A 17,613-nucleotide genomic window follows, 5' to 3' on the forward strand; every position below is an offset into this window, starting at 1 on the left:
CTCCGGGCGTCATGGTGGGCGGTCAGGCAGCCAGCGGCCTTCTGCGTTCCAGCAGGCCGCTGAGGAGGGCGACGCCGAAACCGAGGACGGCAAGGACTGCGCCGACCAGGGCGGGGGCCACAAAGCCCCACCCGAGGGCGATGACCAGCCCGCCGAGGAATGCGCCGAGTGCGTTGGCGACGTTCAGTGCGGCGTGGTTGAGGGAAGATGCCAGCGATGGTGCGTCCGGCGAGGCGTCGAGCAGCCGGGTCTGCAGGGCGGGGATCAGCATGGAGCCGGAAGCTCCCACCACGAACACCATCACCATGGCGCTCCACTGCCAGTGGGCGGCTACGGCGTAGGCAACCAGGGCAACGGCAATGGCCGGGAGGACCCGGTAGAGGGTACCCATGACCGATTTGTCGGCCAGCCTGCCCCCAACGATGTTCCCTGCCACCATGCCCAGCCCGTAGAGCGCCACCACCAGGGGAATCAGCGCCGACGGGATGCCCGCCACCGCCGTCATGGTGTGCGCGATGTAGGTGTATGTAGCGAAGAAGCCGCCGAAGCCCACGATGCCCACCAGGAGGGCCAGCCAGACCTGGAGCCGCTTGAGGGCCCCGAGTTCGCGCCGGATGCTCGCGTCGGGATGCGCGTGCTGGAACGGGACAAATTTCCACACCATGGCCAGGGCCAGCAGGCCGATGGCACCCACCAGGACAAACAGCAGACGCCACCCAAATGTCTGGCCCAGCCAGGTGGCGAACGGTACGCCCACCACGTTGGAGACGCTGAGCCCGGCCATGACCATGGAGATGGCCCAGCCCCGCCGCGCGGGCGGAACCAGAGATGCGGCGATGACGGCCGCGACTCCGAAGAACGCCCCGTGTGGCAGGCCGGCGGCAAAGCGGGACACGAGCATCGACCCGTAGTCAGGGGCTATGAAGGAGGTCAGGTTGGCCACGGTGAAGAACAGCAGGAGGCCCAGTGCCAGTTTCTTGCGGGGCAGCCTGGCCCCGACGGCGGCCAGGAGCGGAGCGCCTACCACTACACCCACCGCATACGCGGAAATAAGGTGCCCGGCCTCGGGAGTACTGATCCCCAGGCCCTGCTCCACTTCCTTCAGCAGGCCCATCATGGTGAACTCGGTGACGCCGATACCCACCCCGCCCATGGCCAGGGCAAAGATGGCCATGCCGACGTTCGGGGCCTTGGTGTGGGCTGCCGTGGACGGGGAAAGGACGCTGCTCATATGCCTGCTTCTCGAAGTATGGAACTGGAAATGGGGCGGGACGCCACGGCAATGGGGCAGGAAGGTCCGGACAGTGGGGCCAACCCTGGGCGGGCAGGACCTATTCCCAAGGACGGGACTGCTGTTCCCGGCCCCTCCCATTGTGGCCCATAGAATGGGCCGGTGACTGGAGTGATACAGGTAGTAGGCGGAGCCGTGGTGGACAGGCTGGCCGATCCAACGGCCTTGCTGGTGGCGCGGCGGAGCGCTCCGGAGCATCTGGCAGGGCTGTGGGAGTTTCCGGGCGGCAAGGTTGAAGCCGGTGAGGCACCTGAAACTGCGCTGGTACGGGAGCTGGCCGAGGAACTCGGAATCGCCGTGCGCCTGGGGGCAGAACTGCCCGCGGAAACACCTGACGGCTGGCCCCTCAACGGGCGGGCCAGCATGAGGGTCTGGTTCGCCGAGGTGTCCAGTGGCGAACCAACGCCTCTTGAAGACCATGACGAACTGCGCTGGGTCCAGCTGCAGGACAAGGAAGAGGTTCTGGGCCTGCCGTGGATTCCGGCCGATTACCCGATTGTGCACGCGCTCCTGGACTCCGTGGCAGCACTGGTGCCGAAGTCCCCGGCGCGTGATTAGCCACGGATACGGCTGACCCCGCTGCCGGTGGAACAGCCGGTTAGAACAGTGAGTCCTGCACCGCGGGCCGGGATGCCGAAGAAGCCGCGGCCGCGGAGCCAGCAGGGGAGCCGCCGGGAACCGGGGCGGGAATGCTTCCTGCCGGGTACACCGCTTCCTCGGCCCGGGGATCGTCCAGGTCCTGGTTGTTCAAGTCGCGGTGGCTGAAGCCGGACGAATGCGAAAACCCGTGCCGGGCCTTGAAGTAGCGGACCTTGCCGGCGAGCCAGGTCCGGTATTCCTTGGACGCGTAGGAACCCGTCCCATACAGCCGCCGGTAGCGGCCTGCCAGTTCGGGATGGTGGGTGGCGATCCACTTCATGAACCACTCCCTGGTGCCGGGTTTGAGGTACAGCGCGCCCGCGGTGACCCCGGTGGCACCAGCGGCCGCCAGGGAGCCAAACAGTGCATCCAGGGCTTCGTCGCTGTCGGAGAGCCACGGCAGGATGGGCATCGCCATGACGCCGCAGGGCAGCCCGGCCTCGCGCAGCCGGGACACCAGTTTGAGCCGGGCCCTGGGTCCGGGAGTGCCCGGCTCGATTGCCTCGGAAAGGGCTTCGTCGGTCATGGCCAGGGATATGCCAAGCCCTACGGGCACCTGTGCGGCAGCGCTCTTGAGCAGCGGGACGTCGCGTGCCAGCAGTGTCCCTTTGGTGAGGATGGACAGCGGAGTTCCGGACTCGGCCAGGGCATTGATAATTCCAGGCATGAGCCGGTACCTGCCTTCGGCCCGCTGATAGGGATCGGTGTTGGTCCCCAATGCCACCTGCTGGCGGGTCCAGGAAGCTTTGTTCAGTTCTTTCCGGAGGATCTCCGCGGCGTTGACCTTCACCACCACCTGGCTGTCGAAATCCATGCCGGCGTCGAAGTCCAGATAGGTGTGCGTCTTGCGGGCAAAGCAGTAAACGCAGGCGTGGCTGCAGCCGCGGTAGGGATTGACGGTCCATTCGAACGGCATTTTCGATCCCGCCGCAACCCTGTTGAGCACCGATTTGGCAGTGACCTCGTGGAACGTGATTCCGGCGAATTCGGGCGTGGTGACGGAGCGGACCAGCCCTGCGAGCGGAAGCAGCGCAGGGCCCTGTCCACCCAAAGTGTCCGGCGTGGGTACCAGTGCTTGTGCTTCCCATCTCATGACACCCATTCGAAAACATGTTCGAATATAAGTCAAGGCGCCGCGCGACGAAGGCAGGCCACAACGGCGCGCCAATACTGGCAACCGCCCCTTACTGCTGCTGCTGCAGCTCCCACGTGACTGCAACCGCTGCCTCTACCCGGTTTGCGCCCGGTTCAACCGGCGGGCCTTCCGTAGCGGATGCCCGCTGCAGGCCGGCAACGGGCACCGGTCCCGGTCCGGGCCGCTGGTCTGTAATGGACAGGACGCTCCCCAAACTGGACGAGGCCAAGGTGGCATACTGCGCCGCAGCGCTGAGCGCGTCCTGCCATGCGGCATCACGGGCCCGTGCCCGGACCGCCGAGTCGTCGGCAAGCGCCAGCTGAAGGTTGTTGAGACGAACGTTGTCCCCTCCGGAGCGGACTGCCTCGGAGACGGCGGCCGACGCGCTGCTGAGGTCCCGCAGCCTGACCGCGAGGCTGCTGGAGGCTACATAACCCACAAGCCGCTGGCCTTCGCCGTCGCGCCAGGCGAGATCGGCCCGGACAGCCAGTCCGGTTGAGCGGATATCGTCCGGGGCAACGCCGCGGCCGCGGAGGACCGTGCCGACTGCTGCCAGGTCCTTTCCGGCGGCAGCGTAGGCTTCCCCCACCGATTCGGCGCGGCACTCCACCCCTATGGAGACCAGCATGACGTCGGGTACTGCTTCCGCCCATCCGGTCCCCGTGACGGTGATCGTCGCATTATCCGCGCCCACATGCGGTTCCTGGCCCACTACACGGCCCTCCCTGCGCTGAGCGGGTAGCCGCCGGCAGCCAGCCCCGCCCGCCGTTCGAAGACGTTCGCCGTCCCCGGGTTGCCGGTGCGCAGCACTGACCATCCGGCTGCCACCAGGTACAACGGGATGAAGGGCAGCCCCAGGCACCATGCATACTGGCTGCAGTGCCGTTCCTCATGTTCCAGGAGTGCCGGCCGGGATATCAGCTCCTCGGCTGTGCTGCGGCACAACACCACGTTGCCCAGGGTGTAGGCGTGCGCGAAGGGCAAGCGCCAGCGGTAACCCGCGGCAATGACCAGGCCCCTGGGGCCCCGGCTGATCCGCGCCCGGGCGGCAAGGGCGACGGCGAGCCCCGCCAGGGTGCTCCCGTTGAGGAAGTTCGCTGCCCGCCTGAGCCGCTGGGCCGCCGTCGGGCCATCAAGGGAACCTGCGCGCTGCCGCAAAGTCATGAGGCCATGGTAACCGGAGGGTTCTACTAGACTGGAGGGCAGTGGCCGCCGGTCCTGCCGGCGCGCCCTGACCTGGTCATTGAATGACACTGACGTTCAGCGCATTCATCCATGACCTGCCGGCGACGGACGCACCGGGCGGGAAACCGTCCATGGCTGCCCGGCCGCCGGCAGCCACGACTCGTAGCTAAGAACAGTAGATGACTGAAACTTTGCCGGGCGCCGCCATCCCGAACCCCACGGATGAGGCTGCCATCAACGCCGCTGTAGACCAGGCCATCACCGCCATCGCCGGTGCGGCCACCCTTGACGAGTTGAAGGCGGTGCGGCTTGCCCACAGCGGTGAGAAGTCCCCGCTCAGCCTTGCCAACCGCGAGATCGGCCGCCTGCCCAAGGACCAGAAGGCGCTCGCCGGAAAGCTGATGGGTGCTTCCCGCGGCCGGGTCAACAAGGCGCTCGCCGACCGGACCGCGGTGCTCGAAGTCGAAAACGATGCCCGGATCCTCATCGAGGAAACCGTTGACGTCACCGCCGCTCCGCGCCGCCGCCGCGCCGGTGCCCGGCATCCGCTCTCCACGCTGCAGGACCGCGTCGCGGACATCTTCGTCGGCATGGGCTGGGAAATCGCGGAAGGCCCCGAGGTCGAATCCGAGTGGTTCAACTTCGACGCCCTTAACTTCAAGCCGGACCACCCCGCCCGCGAGATGCAGGACACCTTCTTCGTGGAACCCCCCGAAGCGCATTTGCTGATGCGCACCCACACCTCCCCGGTGCAGGTGCGTTCCATGCTGGAGCGCGAGGTGCCCATCTACGTGCTGTGCCCGGGCAAGGTGTTCCGCACCGACGAACTGGACGCCACGCACACGCCGGTGTTCCACCAGTTCGAAGGCCTGGCCATCGACAAGAACCTGTCCATGGCGGACCTGCTCGGCACCCTGGAGCACTTCACGCGGCAGATGTTCGGCGAGGAGGCAAAGGTAAGGCTGCGCCCCAACTACTTCCCGTTCACCGAGCCGTCGGCCGAACTGGACATCTTCCACCCGGGCGCAAAGGGCGGCCCGCGATGGATCGAGTGGGGCGGCTGCGGCATGGTCAACCCCAACGTCCTGCGCGCCGCCGGCATCGACCCGGACGTCTATTCAGGTTTTGCCTTCGGCATGGGCATCGAGCGTGCCCTCATGTTCCGCAACGAGGTTGCCGACATGCACGACATGATCGAAGGCGATGTACGGTTCAGCGAGCACTTCGGGATGGAGATCTAACAGTGCGTACCCCACTTTCCTGGCTGCGTGAATTCGCGGCAGTACCGGCCGGTGCAACGGCCGAAGACGTCATGGCCGAACTGGTCAAGGTCGGCTTCGAAGAGGAAGCGGTCCACCGTCCCACGGACACCCTCCAGGGCCCCATCGTGGTGGGCCAGGTCCTGAGCCTGGTCAAGGAACCGCAGACCAACGGCAAGACCATCAACTGGTGCCAGGTCCGCGTTGTCCCCGAAGGACAGGAACAGACCCTGACTGGAGAGGGCATCGACCCTTCCGGTGTCCAGGGCATCATCTGCGGCGCGCACAACTTCGTGGAGGGCGACAAAGTGGTGGTCACCCTCCCCGGTGCCGTCCTGCCCGGCGACTTCCACATCTCGGCCCGCAAGACCTACGGCCACCTCTCCGCCGGCATGATCGCCTCCGTCCGCGAACTGGGCATCGGCGAGGACCACGACGGCATCCTGGTGCTGTCCCGCATCGGGCTGGACCCCGAAGTGGGCACAGACGCCATGGAACTGCTGGGCCTCTACGACCAGGCAGCGGAAATCAACGTTACGCCGGACCGCGGCTACGCGTTCTCCATCCGCGGAGTGGCCCGCGAATACGCGCACGCCACGGGAACCGCATTCACGGACCCGGCCAGCAAGGTCCAGGCCCCTGCGGAGCTCTCCGGCGGCCACGGCGTTAAGCTCAACGACGACGCGCCAATCTACGGCAAGGCCGGCTGCGACCGCTTCGTGGCCCGTACCGTCAGGGGCGTGGACGCCACCCGTCCCACCCCGCCGTGGATGGTGTCCCGGCTCCGGCTGGCAGGCGTCCGCTCCATCTCGCTGCCGGTGGACATCTCCAACTACGTCATGTTTGAGCTGGGCCAGCCCACGCACTGCTACGACCTGGACAAGCTCTCCGGGGACATCGTGGTGCGCCGCGCCTCCGCCGGTGAGAAGATCACCACCCTGGACGGCAAGGAGCGCACCCTTGACGCCGAAGACCTGCTCATCACGGACAACTCCGGCGCCATCGGCATCGCAGGCGTCATGGGCGGCGCAGCAACCGAGGTGAGCGATTCGACGTCGAACATCCTCGTTGAGGCGGCGCACTTTGACGAGGTGTCCATCGGGCGGTCGCGGCGCCGGCACAAGCTGCCGTCCGAGGCGTCCAAGCGCTTCGAGCGCGGCGTGGACTGGCAGGTGGCGGGCATCGCCGCCCAGCGCGTGGTGGACCTCCTGGTGGAACTGGCCGGCGGGACCGCGGATGAAGCGGGAACGGATGTGGGAACCGCCCCGGAAACCATCACCATCGAGCTGCCCGCCGGCTTCGCCGCCGCCCGGATCGGCATCGATTTCACCGAGGAACAGATCGTCACCTCCCTTGAGGACCTGGGCGCCGTGGTGGTGAAGCACGACGGCGGCTGGACGGTTACGCCGCCGAGCTGGCGGAGCGACCTGGAGACCAAGGAAGACCTCACCGAGGAAATCGCCCGGCTGGTGGGCTACGACAAGATCCCGGCCACGCTCCCGGTAGCCCCTCCCGGCCGCGGCCTTACCCGCGTCCAGCAGCAGCGCCGTCGACTCATCCAGGCACTGGCGGACGCGGGACTAACCGAGGTCCTGTCCTACCCGTTTGTGTCCAAGGCGGCCAACGACACCTTTGGCGTGGCCGAAGAAGGAGGGGAGCGGACCGCCCTCAAGCTGGCCAACCCGATCAGCGAGGGGCACGGGTACCTGCGGACCTCCATGCTGCCCGGACTGATCGAGGTGGCCAAACGGAACCACTCCCGCGGTTTCCGGGACCTTGCCTTGTTCGAATCGGGCCTGGTGTTCCTGCCCGACGGGACAGTGGGTACTGCCGACATTCCGCCGCTGGGCGCCAGGCCGGCTGATGAGGTCCTTGACGGACTGTACGACGGCGTCCCTGACCAGCCGTTCCACATCGCGGCTGTCCTTACCGGCCATGATTCCCCGGCCGCCGCGTCCCACACCCCGCGCGCGTGGGACTGGGCCGACGCACTGGACCTAGCCCGGTTTGCCGGCGACGTGCTCGGCGTGGACCTGGTGGTCAGCCAGGGCAGCCACCAGGCGTTCCACCCGGGCCGCACCGCCAAGCTGGCGCTGCGAACGGGGGAGACTGTCGGGTACGCAGGTGAACTGCACCCCAAGCTGCTGGCAGCTGCGGACATGCCCGCCCGTTCAGTGGCGCTGGAACTCGATGCCGATGCGTTGTTCGAGGCCGCGCCGGACGTGATCGTGGCCCGCCACATCTCCACGTTCCCGGTTGCTACCCAGGACGTGGCGCTCGTGGTCCCGGCCGATGTCCCGGCCGACGACGTCCTCGCCGCCCTGCGCGAAGGTGCCGGCGAGTTGCTGGAGGATGTGGCGCTGTTCGATGTCTACGCGGGCAAAGGCATCGAAGAAGGCAGGAAGTCGCTGGCCTTCGGGCTCCGGTTCCGGGCCGCGGACCGCACCCTGACCGCTGACGAGGCCTCTGCAGCGCGTGAAGGCGCAGTTGCCCTGGCTGCCGAACGCTTCGGAGCCGTCCAGCGCTAGGTCGCACGCACTTTGCAAGGAAGGGCGGGTCATGGCGCAACTTGAGGTGCGTGCCATCCCGCCCTTCCTGCTGTCCGGGGAAGCCGCCGCGGTGCGGCGGGATGCCGAACGCCTCCTGGACGGCAGCGAACTGGCCCGGGCCAGGGCCATGGCACCTGCTGCCGGCGCGGTGTTCCTTGCCGGCCGCGTTGCCCAGCGGGTCTTTGCGGCCGAACTGATGTCACTTCCCGCCGTGGAACTGGCCCCGGCCTACAGCTGCCCGCGCTGCGGCGCCGGTCCCGGGCTGGGACACGGCAGGCCTGGGTACAGTTACCGCGGCGCCCGCGTGCCGCTGGCGCTGAGCCTGTCACGCGCTGACGGCTGGACGCTGCTGGCGGCTGTGGTGGACACCGCCCCGGAAACGCGGCTGGGCGCCGACATCGAAAATCCGTCCCGTACCGGCTTTGGCGGGTTTGACGAGGTTGCCCTGACGCCTGCGGAGCGCCGGACCCTCCGGGACACCAAGGCCGAACTGCTGCCGGCGGCGAGGGCCAGGCTTTGGGCACGCAAGGAAGCCTGGCTGAAAATGACCGGCGACGGACTCCGGACTGCTCCGTCCGCCGTGGACGTCCGGGAATGTCCCGGCCTGCGGGACCTGGGCCCCGCAGAAACCGGGCTGCCCTCACACTTTGCCGCCGCCGTCGCCCTTTCCATGCCCGTTCAGGGCAGCGGCAGTGGCGGCAGCGGCTCCTCGTAGAGCCAGGGGTGCAGCAGCGACTCCGCGTCGATGGCCGTGGCGCCGCTGACCGCCACGATGAAATCCTGCGTGGTGACCGAGCCGTGCCTGTGGCTTGCCGTCCAGTCCTGGAGGACGGCGAAGAAGGCGAGGTCGCCCACGGCCATCCGGACAGCGTGCACGGCCAGCGCGCCCCGCTTGTAGACGCGGTCGTCGAACATGCGCTCAGGACCCGGGTCACCTACCAGGATGTCCTGGTCCTCCTCCGCCAGCTGTTCCCAGGCTGCGGCGGCCCGCTCCGCCACGGGCATCACACCGGCTTCCTCGGACCAGATCCATTCGGCATAGCAGGCGAAGCCTTCATGCAGCCAGATGTCCTGCCAGCCCGCGGCCGTCAGGGAATTGCCAAACCACTGATGCGAGAGCTCGTGCGCAATCAGGCGCTGGGAGTCCCACTCCAGGTCCAGGTGGTTTGGCCCCAGGATGGCCAATGACTGCGCCTCGAGCGGGATTTCCAGTTCGTCCTCGGTCACCACCACTGTGTAGGCAGGGAACGGATAAGGACCGAAACAGTTGCTGAACGTGCGCATCATTGCCGATTGCCGGGCCAATCCCGTCCGCGCACGGTCCGCCAGCGCGGGGGAAACGGCCACGGACTGCGGAACCGGCATCCCATGCCGTCCACTGTCCAGCTCCAGCAGTGCGTACCTGCCAATCTGCACCGTGGCCAGGTAGGCGGCCATCGGCTCCGCCTGTTCGTAGACCCAGGTTTCCCGGCTGGCGCGGGCGGTATGCGTTTCCAGTACGCCGTTGCACACCACGCGGTAGTTCGCTTCGGTGGTAACGGTGAACCGGTAGCTCGCCTTGTCCCCGGAGCGATCGTTGCACGGGAACCAGGAGGGTGCACCGTTGGGTTGCCCGGCCACCAGGACTCCGTCGGTCAGTTCCTCCCAGCCCACCTCGCCCCACGGCCCGCGGCGTGGCCGCGGATTGCCCTCATAGCGCACCTCCAGGGTGAAGGGCTGTTCCGGTTCGAAGGGGCGCGGCGCGGTGACCACCAGCTGCCCGGCCCGCTGGGTGAAGCGGAGCGGCTTGCGGCCATCCAGCAGCACCTTCGCGGCGCGCAGGCCAACAAGGTCCAGGACAAGGGCCGACGTCGGAGCGCAGGTCACGCCGTGCAGCACCGCTTTGCCGCTGAGCCGGTTGCTGGCCACACGGTAGTCCAGGTCCAGTTCGTACCGCTCGACGCGGAAGGCGTTTGTCCCGGCGGCGGGCAGGTACGGGTCGGGGGAGGTCCCGGTGGCTGCGTTAACTGCGCCCCGGGCGGCAGATGCTGAAGAACTCATGGGACCTTCGGTTAGGTGGCAGACGGCGATCCGGGCCCGCTCCATGGGCTGACCGGGTTACCCATCCAGTACGTTGCGGCGGGCACTGCCTCGCCGCGCATCACAAGGGACGCCGGCCCCACCGTTCCGCCGCCGCCAATGCTGGCCTGGGGAAGGATGACCCCGTGCGGGCCCATGGTGGCCCCGTCCTCGAGCGTAACAGCGTCGATGCTCATCACACGGTCGTGGAACAGGTGGGTCTGCACCACGCAGCCCCGGTTCACCGTGGAATTCCGGCCCAGCGTCACAAGGTCCGCCTCGGGCAGCCAGTAGCTCTCGCACCACGTCCCGCCCCCAATCTTCGCCCCGAGCGCCCGCAGCCACCAGACCAGCGCGGGGGTGCCCGATGCTGCCCGGGCGAACCACGGCGCCGTGACCAGTTCGATGAAGCTGTCCACCACTTCGTTCCGCCAGATAAAGGAGCTCCACAGTGGATGTTCGCCGCGACGGATCCGTCCCACCAGAACCCATTTGGCGATCACGGACGCTGCGGCGGCCACAAATCCGGCGAGCAGCATCACCAGGCCGGTGAGCAGCGCGGCCACGGCGTAACCGAAGCCGGCCGCGATCCAGTCGAAGGCCAGCATGGTGCCGGCCGCGATACCGGCTGTGAGCATGACGGGCAGGAACCGGCCGAGCTCCCACAGGGTGCGTGCCAGCTTCAGCCTGGGCGGCGGCTGGAAGGTGCGGGTGTCGTCGGATGCGATGGCCGTTCGCCGCAACCGGACGGGCGGACTTCCCAGCCAGGAGGTGCCGGACTTCGCTTTTGCCGGAGTGGCCGACAGGACGGCCACCAGCGAATTCTTCGGGACGTTGCGGCCCGCGGCGGTCATGCCGGAGTTGCCCAGGAAGGACCGCTTGCCAATTTTTGCGGGAGCCACGCGCAGCCAGCCACCGTCGAGCTCGTAGGCAGCCACCATGGTGTCGTCGGCGAGGAACGCCCCTTCACCCACGGTGGTCATCTTCGGGATCAGCAGCACCGTGGATGCCTCCACGTTCCTGCCCACCTTTGCTCCCAGGAGGCGCAGCCATACCGGCGTGAAGAGGCTGGCATAAATGGGGAAGAGCAGGTCCCGGGCCAGGTCCAGCACCCGTTCAGTAGCCCAGATCTGCCACCCGACGCGGCTGCGGACCCGGTGATAGCCCTCCGTGATGCCGACGGACAGGAGGCGAGTGGCCGCCAGGATTAGAAGTGCGTTCGCGGCGAACCACACCAGCGACGCCGGAGCCAGGGCCGCCACGAGCCGGGGCAGGGCGCCTGTCAGCGAGCTGCTGCCCTGGATGAAGGCAAATGCGGCCCAGAGCCCTGCGGCAGCGGAGAGGTAGGGGATGGTGGACAGCACTGCCGAGGCCAGCGCAAAGCCGACGAACCATGCCCTCGCGGCCAGCCTTCCCTGGACCGGGGTGTCCGGCACGCTGTGCTTGGCCTTGCCTTGCCGCCGGGCCGGTGAACCTGCCGCCAGCTGGCCAGCCTTCACCTTCCCCAACACCGCAGAGCCGGCTTCCACTTGGGCGCCCGCCCCGATCGAAGCCCCCGGCATCAGGGTGCTCCGGGCCCCAATACTGGCGCCCCGTCCAATCCGGATGGCACCGATGTGGACGTTGTCGCCGTCGATCCACCACCCGGAAAGGTCCACCTCCGGTTCCACGTTGGCCCCACTGCCCAGCGTCAGCATTCCCGTGACAGGCGGCAGTGAATGTAGCTGGACGTCCCGGCCAATTTTCGCCCCCAGCGCCCTGGCGTAATAGGGCACCCAAGGTGCACTGGCGAGGCTGATGGCACCGGCGAGGTCCTGGATTTGTTCCGCGAGCCACAACCGGAGGTGGACCCGGCCGGACCGGGGGTAGATCCCCGGCTCGACGCCGCGGAGGAGGAGCCTGGCTGCGGCGACGGATACCAGCATCCGCCCGGCAGGACTGACGAAGACCAGCCAGGAGGTTGCGACCCACCACCATGAAACAGTGGGCGCTGCGGTGAATCCCGCAAATCCGGCCAACAGGTTGTTGATGGCCATGAGGTAGGTCAGCCAGCGCATGCCGACCAGGATGTGCAGGGGCACCCCCATGAGCGTCTGGAAGACCTGGGACTTCCTGGCGGTGGGCCTCACGGTGCGCTCCCGCGCAGGACCGGAGTCCCCGGCCGGGTGGACCTGCCGCGCCAGCTCCACCAGTGCCCCCACCCTGGGCGTGGCATAGACATCGGCCACCGTGATGGTGGGGTAGCGCACCCTCAGTGCGGAGACCAGTTGCGCGGCGGACAGTGAACCGCCGCCGTAGGCAAAGAAGTCGGCGTCCAGCGAGCTGACGGGACTGCCCAGCACGCTGCTCCATTGCTCCACGATCCACGCGGCATCGTCCGGGAGGTTCAACGGAGCTGAATCTGCTTCGGCGGCGCCCGCACCGGCCAGTGGCCATGGCAGGGCATGCCGGTCCACTTTTCCGCTGGTCTTGGTGGGGAGCGACTCCACGACCGCCAGCAACGGCACCAGGGCCGCCGGGAGGTTGGCAGACAGTTGTTCCCGTGCGGCCGCCAGGTCCAGGTCCTGGCCGGACACGGACGCGAGGTAGCCCACCAGGATCTGGTTGCCCGCGGCAGTGGTCTGCACTGCCGCCGCCGCGCCGGAAACCCCGGGAAGTGCCTGCATGGCCGCGTCGATCTCGCCGAGTTCGATCCGGCGGCCGCCCAGCTTGACCTGGTCGTCGGCGCGGCCCTGGAAGACCAGGCCCGCCCGTTCGTAGCGTACGAGGTCGCCTGACCTGTAAGCGCGGTCCCACCCCAGGCTGGGCATGGGCGCGTACTTTTCCGCATCCTTCGCCGGATCAAGGTAGCGGGCCAGGCCCACACCGCCAATGATGAGCTCGCCCACCGCACCTTCGGCCACCGGTACCGCATTCGCGTCAACGACGGCCAGGTCCCAGCCGTCCAGGGGCAGCCCGATCCGCACCGGGCCGGGGCCCCCGAGGGGTGCCGCGCAGGCCACCACCGTCGCTTCGGTTGGGCCGTAGGTATTCCAGACTTCCCGGCCCTCCACGGCAAGGCGTTCGGCCAGTTCCGGCGGGCAGGCCTCTCCGCCGAAGATCAGGAGGCGCACATTTTCGAGTGATTCAGCGGGCCACAGCGCCGCGAGGGTGGGCACGGTGGAGACGGCCGTGATGCCGTGGTTGATCAGCCAGGGCCCAAGATCCATGCCGGTGCGGACCAGGGCCCGTGGCGCGGGCACCAGGCAGGCGCCGTGACGCCACGCGAGCCACATCTCCTCGCACGAGGCGTCAAACGCGACGGACAGGCCGGCCAGGACCCGGTCCTGGGGGCCGAGCGGATCCCCGCGAAGGAAGATCCTCGCCTCCGCGTCCACGAAGGCCGCCGCCGACCGGTGCTGGACAGCCACCCCTTTGGGCGTTCCGGTGGACCCCGACGTAAAGATGATCCAGGCGTCGTCGCCAGGTCCGGGTGGCCGGGCCCCCTTGAAGGGGCCGCCGCGTCGGGTTCCCGCCGGCCCCGGTTCAATAGCGCCGCCTGCCCTGAGGACGGCTGCCACCCGGGCTTCGCCAAACACCAACCGGGCACGCTCATCGGGGTCGTCCGCATCCACGGGAACGTAGGCTGCGCCCACCAGGAGGATGGCAAGGATGGAAACATACAGTTCGCTGGTGCCGGAGGGGATCCGCACGCCAATCCTGTCGCCGGCGCCCAGGCCGGCGAGGTGCAGCCGTCGGCCGGTGGCCCGGACGGCTTGCAGCAATTGGGCGTAGCTGAGCGATGTGCGGCCATCATCCAGTGCGGACGCCTCGGGAAAACGGGCCGCCGTGTCCTGCAGGATGTCAATCAGCGTCCTGGCTGGCGGTGCCGCGGGGGCGCCGGGCAGTTGGGGCTGGTGGACCGCTGGGTGCCGGCTGCCGTCGTCGGGCGCCTGGAACCGGGCCGGGGCTGCTGCTCCGTTTGTCATGGTGCTGGCTGGCTCCTCGCCGGAACGTGCATCCCCGGAGGGGACCTGCTGCTGGGTCACCCCCGTAGTTTCCGGGGAGAAGATGAACAACAGGTGTCCGGCGCGCCCGGACGTGCCGTTTCCGGCGGTCCGGGCGTTTGCCGGCTGTTCATGTAGCCGGTACCTAGGGAACCAGCAGGACTTTCCCTGTGGTCTTGCGGCCCTCAAGGTCCCGGTGAGCCTGCGCGGCCTGGCTCAGCGGGTAGCGCGCGCCAATCCGGACCTTCAAGCTGCCGTCCGCAGCGGCGGCAAACACCTCGTCCGAACGCCAGCGCCGCTCCGTTGCGTCCCGCAGGTAGTGGCCCATGGTGGGGCGCGTCAGGAACACCGAGCCCGCGGCATTAAGGCGCTGCGGATCAAATGGCGGGACGGGACCTGAGGCCGCTCCAAACAGGACCAACATCCCCCTGACACGCAAAGCGGACAGCGAACCGTCGAAGGTGTCCTTGCCCACGCCGTCGTAGGCGACGTCAACGCCCGTCCCGCTGGTGATGTCCCTGACCCGCTCCGCGAAGCCGTCGTAGCGCAGCACGTGGTCCGCTCCGGCGTCGAGCGCAAGCTGTTCCTTCTCATCAGTGGAGACAGTGGTGATGACTTCCGCGCCACGTGCCTTAAGCAGCTGGATCAGCAGCAGCCCCACGCCGCCGGCGCCGGCGTGCAGCAGGACCTTGTGGCCGGGCTCCACTTTGAAGGTGGAATTCATCAGGTAATGGGCGGTGACGCCCTGCAGGGGGAGGGCGGCGGCGGTGAAGATGTCCAGCCCCTTCGGTACCGGCAGCGCTGCGTCCTGGTCCACCAGTGCGTAATCCGCGTAGCAGTCGATGCCTTCGGCGGTGGCCACCCGGTCACCCACGGCGAAGCCGGTGACGCCTTCGCCCACCGCCTCCACCGTGCCGGCGGCCTCTGATCCGGGAGTGAAGGGGTAGGAGACTTTGTAGGTGCCGCTGCGCTTGTAGGTATCGATGAAGTTGACGCCGGCCGCCCCGACCTTGATCAGCAGCTGCCCCGGGCCGGGAACAGGGGGTTCCACCTCTGTGTAGCCAAGGACTTCCGGTCCGCCTGCCTGCCGTGCGACGATTGCGTGCGTCATTGCTCTCCTTTCACGGGTCCCGGCCTCTCCGGCCCCGCCTGCCGAAACCATCCTAGGGATACCCCGGGTCCGGGACGACAAGCGGCAGCGTTCCGGCCCTGGTTCATGCATAATTATCAGCACCAATGCATAACTATTGCTGTATAGTCGAAGCATGACTATTTCTGTTGCGGTTTCGGGAGCCAGCGGCTACGCCGGGGGCGAGGTCCTCCGCCTCCTTGCGGGGCACCCGGGTGTGACCATTGGCGCCATCACAGCCCACAGTAACGCCGGTTCCCGCCTCGGTGAAGTTCAGCCGCACCTGCACGGACTGGCAAGCCGCATCCTCGAGGACACCACGGTGGAAAACCTCTCCGGCCACGATGTCGTTTTCCTCGCGCTGCCCCACGGGGCCTCCGCTGAGATCGCGGCCCAACTGCCGGAAGGGACAGTGGTCATCGACGCCGGCGCCGACCACCGCCTCGAAGACCCGGACGCCTGGGAAAAGTTCTACGGCTCCGCGCACGCCGGCACCTGGCCCTACGGACTCCCCGAGTTGCCCGGCCAGCGCGAAGCCCTCAAGGGAGCCAAGCGCATCGCCGTTCCCGGATGCTACCCAACGTCCGCCCTCCTGGCCCTGACCCCCGGGTTCGCCGCGCACCTCCTGGAGCCCGACGACGTCGTGATCGTTTCCGCGTCCGGCACCTCAGGTGCCGGCAAGGCCGCCAAGGTCAACCTGATCGGAGCCGAAGTCATGGGCTCCATGAGCCCCTACGGCGTGGGCGGCGGCCACCGGCACACGCCGGAAATCGAGCAGGGCCTGTCCAACGCAGCGGGGGAGCAGGTCACCGTTTCCTTCACGCCCACCCTGGCCCCCATGAGCCGCGGCATCCTGACCACCGCGACTGCAAAGGTCAAGGCCGGCACCACGGCCGCGCAGCTGCGCCTGGCTTGGGCCGAGGCATATGAAGACGAGCCGTTCGTCCACCTGCTGCCGGAAGGCCAGTGGCCCACCACCAAGTCCGTCCAGGGCTCCAACCACGCCGCCATGCAGCTGGCGTTCGACTCCCACACCGGCCGGGTCATCGTCACCTGCGTCATCGACAACCTCACCAAGGGCACTGCCGGCGGCGCCGTCCAGTCCATGAACATCGCACTCGGCCTGCCGGAAACCGCCGGCCTCAACCTGCAGGGAGTAGCCCCGTGACCATCACCGCACCCCAGGGATTCCGGGCCGCCGGCGTCACTGCCGGACTCAAGGCCTCCGGCAACCCGGACCTTGCCCTGGTCGTGAACGACGGCCCCTCCAAGGCTGCTGCCGCCGTCTTCACCAGTAACCGGGTGGCAGCGGCCCCCGTTCACTGGTCCCGCCAGGTGGTCTCCGACGGCCGCGTTGACGCCGTCATCCTCAACTCCGGCGGCGCCAACGCCTGCACCGGTCCCACAGGGTTCCAGAACACCCACAGCACGGCGGAAAAAGTGGCGGAGGTGTTGGGTATTTCGGCCACCGACGTGTTCGTCTGCTCCACCGGCCTGATCGGCGAGCAGCTGCCCATGGACAAGATCCTGCCGGGGGTGGAGGCTGCTGCGGCGGCGCTAAGCCCGGACGGCGGTCCTGCCGCCGGCACCGCCATCATGACCACTGACAGCGTGCCAAAGTCCGCCCTCTTCATCGGCACCGACGCCGACGGCCAGGAATTCAGCATCGGCGGTATCGCCAAGGGGGCCGGCATGCTGGCTCCCGGCCTGGCCACCATGCTGGTGGTCCTCACCACCGACGCCATGGTCCAGCCGGAAATGCTCGACGTCGTCCTCCGCGACGCCACGCGCGTCACCTTCGACCGTGCCGACTCAGACGGCTGCATGTCAACCAACGACACCGTGGTCCTGCTGGCCTCCGGCGCGTCCGGTGCCGTGCCGTCAGCCGAAGCCTTCGGCGCCGGACTGACCCAGGTCTGCGCCGAGCTGGCACGCAAACTGATCGCGGACGCCGAGGGCGCCAGCCACGACATCGCCATCCGCACGTTCAACGCGGCCAGCGAGGCCGACGCCGAGACGGTCAGCCGTTCCGTGGCCCGCTCCAATCTCTTCAAGGCCGCCATTTTTGGCAAGGACCCCAACTGGGGCCGCGTGCTCTCCGCCGTGGGCACCACTGATGCAGCCTTCGAGCCGGACAAGATGAATGTGGCCATGAACGGAGTCCAGATCTGCCGCAACGGCAGCATCGGCGATGACCGCAGCCTGGTGGACCTGGAACCCCGCGAAGTGCTGGTGGAGATCGACCTGCAGGCAGGCGACGCCGAAGCGACCATTTGGACCAACGACCTCACCCACGACTACGTGCACGAAAACAGCGCCTACTCCAGCTAGGAGCCCCGGCCAAGGAAGTACCCGCCAGGGGCAAACCCGCCAGGCTCGAGC

The 17,613-nt window shown here is 68.0% G+C and carries 13 protein-coding genes; 6 read left to right on the top strand and 7 right to left on the bottom strand.

The window, feature by feature from the left end; genetic code table 11:
- Positions 1–22: 22 nt before the first annotated feature.
- The gene (locus J7I84_RS04815; protein ID WP_214941256.1) at positions 23–1,231 is read right to left on the bottom strand and encodes an MFS transporter; all 1,209 of its coding nucleotides are present in this window, start codon (positions 1,229–1,231) and stop codon (positions 23–25) included.
- Between the two features lie 162 nt (positions 1,232–1,393).
- Between J7I84_RS04815 and J7I84_RS04820 the strand changes: the two genes are divergently transcribed.
- Complete coding sequence (locus tag J7I84_RS04820; protein WP_214941259.1) at positions 1,394–1,849, top strand: (deoxy)nucleoside triphosphate pyrophosphohydrolase; 456 nt, start codon at positions 1,394–1,396, stop codon at positions 1,847–1,849.
- A gap of 40 nt (positions 1,850–1,889) precedes the next feature.
- Here J7I84_RS04820 and J7I84_RS04825 read toward each other — a convergent pair whose 3' ends face one another.
- The 3 genes from J7I84_RS04825 to J7I84_RS04835 all read right to left on the bottom strand — a co-directional run bounded on the left by J7I84_RS04825 (position 1,890) and on the right by J7I84_RS04835 (position 4,229).
- On the bottom strand, positions 1,890–3,023 hold the full coding sequence (locus tag J7I84_RS04825; RefSeq protein ID WP_214941261.1) for an Rv2578c family radical SAM protein: 1,134 nt from the start codon (positions 3,021–3,023) through the stop codon (positions 1,890–1,892).
- A 91-nt stretch (positions 3,024–3,114) separates the two neighbouring features.
- Complete coding sequence (locus J7I84_RS04830) at positions 3,115–3,759, bottom strand: SIMPL domain-containing protein (protein WP_311381064.1); 645 nt, start codon at positions 3,757–3,759, stop codon at positions 3,115–3,117.
- A gap of 17 nt (positions 3,760–3,776) precedes the next feature.
- Entirely contained in the window at positions 3,777–4,229 is a 453-nt protein-coding gene (locus J7I84_RS04835; RefSeq protein WP_214941264.1) for a hypothetical protein, read from the bottom strand.
- Positions 4,230–4,429: 200 nt separating this feature from the next.
- Between J7I84_RS04835 and pheS the strand changes: the two genes are divergently transcribed.
- From pheS to J7I84_RS04850, 3 genes are read left to right on the top strand one after another with little or no spacing between them, the layout of a single operon-like run.
- Positions 4,430–5,491: a phenylalanine--tRNA ligase subunit alpha gene (gene pheS / locus J7I84_RS04840; RefSeq protein WP_214941267.1), complete on the top strand. Its 1,062-nt coding sequence runs from the start codon at positions 4,430–4,432 to the stop codon at positions 5,489–5,491.
- A gap of 2 nt (positions 5,492–5,493) precedes the next feature.
- Positions 5,494–8,037 (top strand): phenylalanine--tRNA ligase subunit beta, encoded by a 2,544-nt coding sequence (gene pheT, locus J7I84_RS04845; protein ID WP_214941268.1) that lies wholly within the window; start codon positions 5,494–5,496, stop codon positions 8,035–8,037.
- A gap of 31 nt (positions 8,038–8,068) precedes the next feature.
- Positions 8,069–8,773, top strand: a complete 705-nt coding sequence (locus J7I84_RS04850; protein WP_214941270.1) for a 4'-phosphopantetheinyl transferase superfamily protein — start codon at positions 8,069–8,071, stop codon at positions 8,771–8,773.
- Here the strand turns inward: J7I84_RS04850 and J7I84_RS04855 are convergent.
- The 3 genes from J7I84_RS04855 to J7I84_RS04865 all read right to left on the bottom strand — a co-directional run bounded on the left by J7I84_RS04855 (position 8,737) and on the right by J7I84_RS04865 (position 15,213).
- Complete coding sequence (locus tag J7I84_RS04855) at positions 8,737–10,098, bottom strand: M1 family metallopeptidase (RefSeq protein ID WP_214941273.1); 1,362 nt, start codon at positions 10,096–10,098, stop codon at positions 8,737–8,739. The two genes, J7I84_RS04850 and J7I84_RS04855, sit on opposite strands and share 37 nt — an antisense overlap.
- A gap of 11 nt (positions 10,099–10,109) precedes the next feature.
- Complete coding sequence (locus J7I84_RS04860; RefSeq protein WP_214941411.1) at positions 10,110–14,084, bottom strand: Pls/PosA family non-ribosomal peptide synthetase; 3,975 nt, start codon at positions 14,082–14,084, stop codon at positions 10,110–10,112.
- 163 nt (positions 14,085–14,247) lie between these two features.
- A complete protein-coding gene (locus J7I84_RS04865) occupies positions 14,248–15,213 on the bottom strand; it encodes a quinone oxidoreductase (protein WP_214941276.1) in 966 nt (321 codons plus the stop codon).
- Between the two features lie 154 nt (positions 15,214–15,367).
- On the opposite strand from J7I84_RS04865, the gene argC reads away from it, so the two are divergent.
- The gene (gene argC / locus J7I84_RS04870) at positions 15,368–16,399 is read left to right on the top strand and encodes an N-acetyl-gamma-glutamyl-phosphate reductase (protein WP_214941279.1); all 1,032 of its coding nucleotides are present in this window, start codon (positions 15,368–15,370) and stop codon (positions 16,397–16,399) included.
- Positions 16,396–17,562: a bifunctional glutamate N-acetyltransferase/amino-acid acetyltransferase ArgJ gene (gene argJ / locus J7I84_RS04875; protein WP_214941282.1), complete on the top strand. Its 1,167-nt coding sequence runs from the start codon at positions 16,396–16,398 to the stop codon at positions 17,560–17,562. Before argC ends, argJ begins: the two co-directional genes overlap by 4 nt.
- Positions 17,563–17,613 lie beyond the last annotated feature (51 nt).

This window comes from Arthrobacter sp. ISL-85 (genome assembly GCF_018613675.1).
In the GTDB taxonomy this organism is placed as follows: domain Bacteria; phylum Actinomycetota; class Actinomycetes; order Actinomycetales; family Micrococcaceae; genus Arthrobacter.

Bases quoted from the DNA above. Each gene is read 5' to 3' on its own strand.
- J7I84_RS04815 (WP_214941256.1), bottom strand. From the start codon at position 1,231: ATGAGCAGCGTCCTTTCCCCGTCCACGGCAGCCCACACCAAGGCCCCG.
- J7I84_RS04825 (WP_214941261.1), bottom strand. From the start codon at position 3,023: ATGAGATGGGAAGCACAAGCACTGGTACCCACGCCGGACACTTTGGGT.
- J7I84_RS04835 (WP_214941264.1), bottom strand. From the start codon at position 4,229: ATGACTTTGCGGCAGCGCGCAGGTTCCCTTGATGGCCCGACGGCGGCC.
- pheS (WP_214941267.1), top strand. From the start codon at position 4,430: ATGACTGAAACTTTGCCGGGCGCCGCCATCCCGAACCCCACGGATGAG.
- J7I84_RS04850 (WP_214941270.1), top strand. From the start codon at position 8,069: ATGGCGCAACTTGAGGTGCGTGCCATCCCGCCCTTCCTGCTGTCCGGG.
- J7I84_RS04855 (WP_214941273.1), bottom strand. From the start codon at position 10,098: ATGAGTTCTTCAGCATCTGCCGCCCGGGGCGCAGTTAACGCAGCCACC.
- J7I84_RS04860 (WP_214941411.1), bottom strand. From the start codon at position 14,084: ATGACAAACGGAGCAGCAGCCCCGGCCCGGTTCCAGGCGCCCGACGAC.
- J7I84_RS04865 (WP_214941276.1), bottom strand. From the start codon at position 15,213: ATGACGCACGCAATCGTCGCACGGCAGGCAGGCGGACCGGAAGTCCTT.
- argC (WP_214941279.1), top strand. From the start codon at position 15,368: ATGACTATTTCTGTTGCGGTTTCGGGAGCCAGCGGCTACGCCGGGGGC.